Source organism: Myceligenerans salitolerans (genome assembly GCF_017349295.1).
In the GTDB taxonomy this organism is placed as follows: Bacteria; Actinomycetota; Actinomycetes; order Actinomycetales; family Cellulomonadaceae; genus Myceligenerans; species Myceligenerans salitolerans.
In genome coordinates, this window is sequence record NZ_JAFMPK010000029.1 from 1 (window position 1) to 6,907 (window position 6,907).

Annotated in this window: 7 protein-coding genes; 5 read left to right on the forward strand and 2 right to left on the reverse strand. The window is 73.6% G+C overall.

The annotated features are described in order from the left end of the window. The first annotated feature begins 387 nt into the window (after positions 1-387). The 4 genes from J0911_RS07655 (at position 388) to J0911_RS07670 (ending at position 3,485) form a co-directional block, all read left to right on the forward strand. Positions 388-1,161, forward strand: a complete 774-nt coding sequence (locus J0911_RS07655; RefSeq protein WP_207274868.1) for a hypothetical protein — start codon at positions 388-390, stop codon at positions 1,159-1,161. A gap of 232 nt (positions 1,162-1,393) precedes the next feature. Beyond that, complete coding sequence (locus tag J0911_RS20215; RefSeq protein WP_242636443.1) at positions 1,394-1,765, forward strand: phage holin family protein; 372 nt, start codon at positions 1,394-1,396, stop codon at positions 1,763-1,765. Then, positions 1,762-2,385, forward strand: a complete 624-nt coding sequence (locus J0911_RS07665; RefSeq protein WP_207274870.1) for a DUF3618 domain-containing protein — start codon at positions 1,762-1,764, stop codon at positions 2,383-2,385. The genes J0911_RS20215 and J0911_RS07665 overlap by 4 nt, the downstream gene beginning before the upstream one ends. A 74-nt stretch (positions 2,386-2,459) precedes the next feature. Further along, complete coding sequence (locus J0911_RS07670) at positions 2,460-3,485, forward strand: YihY/virulence factor BrkB family protein (protein ID WP_207274871.1); 1,026 nt, start codon at positions 2,460-2,462, stop codon at positions 3,483-3,485. 86 nt (positions 3,486-3,571) lie between these two features. On the opposite strand, the gene J0911_RS07675 is transcribed toward J0911_RS07670, so the two are convergent. Together J0911_RS07675 and J0911_RS07680 are read right to left on the reverse strand one after the other, a co-directional pair. Then, on the reverse strand, positions 3,572-5,182 hold the full coding sequence (locus J0911_RS07675; RefSeq protein ID WP_207274872.1) for an NAD-dependent epimerase/dehydratase family protein: 1,611 nt from the start codon (positions 5,180-5,182) through the stop codon (positions 3,572-3,574). 61 nt (positions 5,183-5,243) lie between these two features. Further along, complete coding sequence (locus J0911_RS07680; protein ID WP_207274873.1) at positions 5,244-6,254, reverse strand: EamA family transporter; 1,011 nt, start codon at positions 6,252-6,254, stop codon at positions 5,244-5,246. Positions 6,255-6,314: 60 nt separating this feature from the next. Here J0911_RS07680 and J0911_RS07685 point away from each other — a divergent pair, with 60 nt between their 5' ends. Beyond that, positions 6,315-6,848 (forward strand): CGNR zinc finger domain-containing protein, encoded by a 534-nt coding sequence (locus tag J0911_RS07685; protein ID WP_207274874.1) that lies wholly within the window; start codon positions 6,315-6,317, stop codon positions 6,846-6,848. Positions 6,849-6,907: the final 59 nt, after the last annotated feature.

Here is a 6,907-nt window from a genome sequence, read left to right on the forward strand (position 1 = left end):
CACCAGCGCGCCGACCGCCACCGCGGCCAGACGCGTCACCATCCGTGATCCACGCATCCGTGAACCCACCATCCTCTCGTCGCACGGCTCACCGGGCGGAGCCCGGTGAGAGGGCCCGTCGAGGCCCGGTGCATAACGCCTATGACGGTATGAACCGCCGAGCGGCTCCTCAACGCCTTTCAGGTCTCGCCGAACGGTCGAACCCCAGGTACGGCCCCCGCGGCTGCCCGGCCCGAAACCCGCCCAGTTGTGAGTGGGGCTCCACCGCCTAAGTTGGAAGGAGGTCATGAAGCGGCCGCCCGGGTAGGACACGAGTCCGCCGCGGCACGTGTTCTCCCGCAGACCGCCCGGTCGTGAGCCGGGCGCGACGACGACAGGAGACCGACCATGAGCGAGACGGGAACCCCGTACGACGGAGGCTCCGGTTCGCACTTCTCCTCCACGTCCGGCAGCGACACGGGCGGGACAGGAACGGGTTCGACCGGAGTCAGGGAACGGGTGACGGACACGGCGGCGCAGGCGGCCGACGCCGGCCGCAGCATCGCCGACGACGCCAAGGACAAGGCGCGCGAGGTCGCCCACGAAGCGTCGGAACAGGCGCACGGGCTGCTCGACCGGACACGGTCGGAGCTCAGTTCCCAGGCGCAGTCCCAGCGCCAGTGGGCGGTGGACAGCCTGCACGCGATGGAGGACGAGCTGGGCCGGATGGCGAGCGCGTCCCGCGACCCCGGGTACGCGACGGACCTCGTGCGGCGAGCCGGTGACGCGACGGGGCAGGCCGCACGCTGGCTGGAGGACCGGGAGCCCGGCGCGATCCTCGGCGAGGTCGAGGACTTCGCCCGGCGCCGTCCCGGCATGTTCATCGCCCTCTCGGCCGGCGCAGGCCTGCTGGTGGGGCGGTTCCTGCGCGGGATGAAGGACGCGAACGGCTCATCGGACAGCGCGTCGGACCGGCCCGCGGCGGCCGGTGCGCCCGCCACCCGGGGCGAGGCCCAGGCCAGAAGGGCCGCCGGCGCGGTGCCGACCGCGCCGAGCGGTGTGCCGTCCGCCGGCTCGCAGGCTCCGCCGCCGGAGAGCGGGGCGGTACGGCCCGCGACCCCGCCGCCCGTTCCGCCGCCGGCACCCGGCGGCCCGGAGTACGGAGGTGGCACTCATGCCTGACACGTCCGATCCCCGCGGTGCGGCCGGTGCCGCACGGCCCGGCGCGCCCGGCCCGTGGGTCGAGGATGCCGGGCCCGCCGCCGACGGCGTCGCCTCCCGAGCCGGCACCACCGTGCCGCGCACGGGTGTCGCCGCGGCACCCGCCGGGGCACACGCGGCCGCGCCGGCCGATCCTGCGGCCACACGCACCGCGCCGTCCGCGGCTCACGCGACGCACGGTGACGACCGCAGCCTGGGCGAGCTCGTCGGCGAGATCAGCCGCGACCTGTCCACCCTTGTCCGCCAGGAGGCGGAGCTCGCGAAGGCGGAGATGAGACAGTCGGCCCGGCGCGCCGGGAAGGGCGCCGGCATGTTCGGCGGCGCGGGTGTCGCGGGCCATCTGGTCCTGCTGTTCCTGTCGCTGGCCCTGTGGTGGTGGCTCGGCACGCTCGTCGGCGGCGGCTGGTCCGCACTGATCGTCGCGGCGGTCTGGGCGGTCGTGGCCGCGGTGCTGGCGATGCGCGGGCGCAGCGAGCTGCGCGCCGTGGAAGGCATGCCGCAGACGGCCGACTCGGTCAAGAAGATCCCGCAGGCCCTCCGAGGACACGAGGAGAGGAACTCATGAGCACCAACGATCCCGAGGCGATCCGAGAGGACATCGAGCGGACGCGCGGCGAACTCAGCCACGACGTCGACGCGCTCGGCGACCGGGTCAACCCGAGCCACATGGCACGACGCCGCGTGGACCGGATGAAGTCCGGTGTGACCCACCTGAAGGAGCGTGTCATGGGCACCACCCACGACACGATGGACGCGGCACAGGGCACCGGCCACGAGTGGGCGGACAAGAGCCGTGAGGCAGCGGGGTCGGTCGCGGACCACGCGCGCGAGACGGCATCCTCCGTGGCGGAAACGGTCGGGTCGGCGCCGCGCGCGGTGCGGAACCAGACGCAGGGCAACCCGTTGGCGGTGGGCATGGTGGCCTTCGGGCTGGGGCTCGTCGTCGCCTCGCTCCTGCCGTCGAGCCGCGCCGAGCGGCGTGCCGCCGTCGCGGTCGAGGAGAACGCGGGGCCGATCGAGGACGTCAAGGCCAGCGCCACCGAAGCCGTGCACGATCTGCAGGAACCGGCGCGGGAGAGCGTGGAGGCCGTCCGGGACGCGGCGAGTGACGCTGCACGGTCCCTCGGCGAGCACGGCCGGGAGGCCGCCGACGACGTCCGGTCGCGGGCATCCGACCAGACCTGACCTCGCCGCCCGCCGCCCGCCGGCCGCCCACGGGCGGTCGGCGGCGGCCGTCGACCGAACCGTGGGGAGCCGACATGACCGACAACGACGCCACACACCGGCGGCCCGAGAGCCCGCCCGAGCTGCACCGCCGCACCTGGCTCTACACGCTGAGGTCCACGGTACGGGAGTTCTCGCGCGACCAGTGCCTCGATCTGGCCGCGGCCCTCACCTACTTCGCCGTACTCGCGGCGGCGCCAGCCCTCCTCGCGCTCGTCTCCGTGCTGGGCCTGGTCAGCGACGGTGAACAGGCCGTCGACCGCGTCGTCGGCACACTCGACGGCGTCGTGCCCGCGGACGTGCTGGCGGTGGTGCGACCACTCGTCGAGAACGTCACCGGGACCAGCGGGCGGGCCGGTATAGCCCTCGTGCTCGGTCTCGTCATCGCGCTGTGGTCCGCGTCCGGGTACATCAGCGCCTTCGGGCGCGCTATGAACCGGATCTACGGGATCGACGAGGGCCGACCCTTCTGGAAGCTGCGCCCCCTGCTGCTGCTGGTCACCGTGGCCACGGTGCTGATAGCGGCCACGATCGTGGCGGCGCTGGCGCTGAGTGGTCCCGTGGCGCGTGCGGTCGGCGACGCCGTCGGGCTGGGAGCGACCGCCGTGACGGTGTGGGACGTCGTCAAGTGGCCCGTGGTCCTGGCTCTGGTGGTCGTGCTGATCGCGATCCTCTACTACGTGACGCCGAACGTGCGCCAGCCCCGGATGCGCTGGATCAGCGTGGGAGCCTTCGTCGCGATCCTGCTCTGGGTGCTCGCGTCCGCCGCGTTCGGGTTCTACGTCGCGACGTTCTCCAACTACGACGCGACCTACGGGTCGCTCGCCGGAATCATCGTGTTCCTCCTGTGGCTGTGGATCACGAACCTCGCACTCCTCTTCGGTGCGGAGCTCGACGCCGAGCTGGAGCGCGGCCGCGAGCTCCAGAGCGGTATCCCGGCGGAGGAGTCGCTGCGGCTTCCGCCCAAGGACGTGCGCGCGATCGAGAAGCGTGAGGCGAAACGCCGCCGGGAGATCGATCGTGGACGGGAGCTTCGTGAGGCGGCCCGGCGCGGCGAGTGAGGCCCGGGGTAGGGAACCCGGAGAGGGTGGCGAAGGCGGCCGGGGCGACGAGGGGCCCTGGCCGCCTTTGCCCGTCCTCGACCGGCTCAGTTCCCGAGGTCGAAGGTTCCCAGCGCCCGTCCGTCCCGGAACGCGCGCTCTCCCGCGTACTCGTGGAACCTGTCGAGCAGCTCGATCTGGCTGCCCGCCCATCCGATCAGCTCGTCGAGCTGTCCCGGGTCCAGGCCCATGTCGTCGGCGTACCGGCGCAGTGTCTGCCAGCCACCGATCTTGGCCGTCACGGCCGCACGCATGAACTCGGCGTCCACGACCGCAGACATCGGTGAGCGCCGCACGATCCTGCCGTTCAGCTTCAGCCGGCCCGCCCGCTCGCCCAGCCATGCCGCCATCTGCCGATGCGGGCGCCGGGGCACCCCGAGGCGGTCCAGCAGATCCCGGTAGAGCTCGCGCTCGGCGCGGAGCTGCTCGGTCACCTCGGCGAGCTCGGCGTGGAACGGCGTGTCCCGGTAGCTGCGCGACATGAACTCCATGCGCTCGAGACCCGCGGTCGCCGCCGTGAAGTGGTCGGAGAGGTAGAGACCGAGCAGCTGAGCGTCGAGGGTCCGCGGGAGCCGGACCTTTCCCCGGTGCCGCAACGGCAGCACGGACGAGCCCGCGGGGCGCGCCGTCGCCGGATGCAGCGTGGCGGAACGCAGCCCCTGCCCCACGACCATGCCCGCGAGCAGTTCCTCGACGGCCTGCGCGGCGGTCCGGCGAGGTGCCCAGCCGAGCTCGGACCGGATGCGGGTGGTGTCCAGCACCGGCACGGTCATCGCCATGTCGAGCCAGCCCGGGTCCGCCCGGACCAGGTGCGCGTCGTACGCGGCTCCGAGGGCCGTACGGGCGACGGCCGGGGGCAGCTCGACGAGTCTGCCGTGGTCGACGATGCGCGCCAGGTCCCGGCCGCGCAGCACGTCGTCGGCCGCGACGTTGAACGCCCCGCGCGCCTGCTCCACGACGACGCGGCGGTACGCGTCCGCGACGTCGTCGGCGTGCACGGCCTGCGCGCGGATGCCGGCCGGCAACGGCAGCACCGGCAACCTGCCGTATCGCAGCAGCCGCACGGGTACCAGCGGTCCGAGGAAGTAGCGCACCACGGACTGGGCGGCATCGCCCTGGAAGATCAGGGCCGGCCGCAGCCGCGCCACGGCGAGATCGGGGTGCGCCGCCTCGATCTCGTCGAGCACCCGCTCCTGAGCGGCCTTGTCCACGCTGTAGTGCGACGTCGGGACGCCGTCCGTCGGCCGGCCCTCGTCGTGCGGCACGTCGTCGCTCACCGGCGAGTACGCCCCGACCGACGAGGCGACGACCAGGTGTGGCACACCGGCGCGAACGACCGCCTCGGCCACGCGGCGCGTGCCCTCGACGTGCGTGCGACGCAACAGGTTCCGCTCCCGGTTGGGCTGGACCAGCCAGGCGAGGTGCACGACGGCGTCCGCCCCGCGGAACTTCTCGGCGAGGGCCGCGATCACCGCCTCGTCCGTGTTCTCGGCCGCGATGTCGACCGGCGCCCACTCGGCGTGCCGGTACGGCGCGGCGTCCCGGTCCGGCAGCCGCCGTGCCATGCCCAGCACGGACGTGACCCGCGGCTCGCGATGCAGGGCGCGCAGCAGCGCGGTTCCGACATTCCCGGTGGCTCCGACCACGACGACGCGCATGGGTCCACCGTGACACCGGTGCCCATCGCTCGCACCCGATCACCCGGCGCCGGCCGGGAGATCAGGCGGGCAGCCCTCGCTCCCCCGCCCGGACCGTGACGATGCCCACCAGGATCAGCGCGCCGCCGACGAGTTGCACCGGGGCCGGGGCCTGGCCCAGCAGGAGCCACGCGGCCAGCACGGCGAACATCACCTCCGTCAGCCCGACGAACGACGCCAGCCGCGCACCCAGCCGACGGCTCGCCGCGATGCCCGCCGTGTAGGCGACGGCCGCCGTGACGACGCCCAGGCCGAGCACCGGCACCCACCAGGGAACGGTGAAGCCCTGGAACCGGACCGCCTCGGCCGCCACCCGCAACGGCACCAGTCCCACGAGGCCCGCCACCAGCAACGACACGCCGCCCGTGAGCAGTCCGCCCGAGGCCAGGGCGACGGGTGGCAGCCCCGTCGGCCGTGCCGACATCACGAAGTAGCCGGCCGCGCCGACCATGGCTCCCAGTGCCCAGAGCACTCCGGGCACGCTGATCCCGCCGTCGCCGGCGAGATCCAGCACCAGGACGAGCCCGCCGAGCGCCGCGACCCCGCCGATGCAGGTGAGCAGGCCCGGCCGCCGGCCGTGCCGTGCCCACATCCAGCCGACGACGGCCACCGGGGCGAGGAACTCGATGAGCAGCGCCACGCCGACGTCCAGGTACGACACCGCGTAGAAGAACGTCAGTTGTGTGCCCGCCACCGCGACCAGGCCGTAGACCACGAGCGACCAGACGTTCGCGCGCAGCAGGGCCCACCGGCCACGGAGTGCCAGGATCGCCGGGAGTGCGAGCACGGCGCCGCCGATGAGCACGCGAACGGTGACGGCCGCACCCGCCGTCCACCCGGCGTCCAGGAGGCCACGGGCGAACGGACCGGACAGGGAGAACGTCCCCGCGGCGACGAGAGCGAACACGATGCCGGCCGTCGCCCGTGCGCCGGGGCGCGGGGCGGCAGAGGCGGGCGTCGCCGTCGCGCCGACCGACGCGCTCGAGCCCGCCCCGGCGAGTGAACCGCCTCCCCGAGCACCGGGGGCAGCCATGTCATGAGCCATGTTCGCCATGACTCATGACAGTAGGGGTGCGCCAGCTAATGTGTCAACATGCTTTTCGAGCATGACACCGAACCCAACCTGCGGGCCGCGGTCGCGCTCGTGAACTCGGCCGAGCCGCCGCGCACGCTCGAGACGGTCGCCGAGCTGGACGCGTTCTACACGGCACACGGCTACACCGTCCGGCACGACGGGAACGAGGCCGAGCTCGCGGCCGTCCACGCGCTGCGCCCGCGCCTGCGCGAGCTGCTCACCGCCGACCGGGACACGGCCGCCGAGCTGGCCAACCGCATCCTGGCCGACGTCTCGGCCGTGCCTCGCCTCGTCCGCCACGGCGACACCGACTGGCACCTCCACTCCGTGCCCGACGACGCCCCGTTCGCCGATCACGTCGCAGCCGAAACGGCGCTCGCCATGACCGACCTGATCCGCGCCGACGAGATGTCGCGCCTGTCGGTCTGCGCCGATCCGGCCTGCGAGGGCCTGGTCCTCGACCTCTCCCGCAACCGCTCCCGCAAGTTCTGCAGCACGCGGTGCGGCAACCGCGCCGCCGTCGCCGCCTACCGCGACCGCCGGCGGGCCTGAAACCGCGCACACCATGCACCCCCGTCCACCTCACGGCCGGTCCCTTGTCGAGCGGTCGG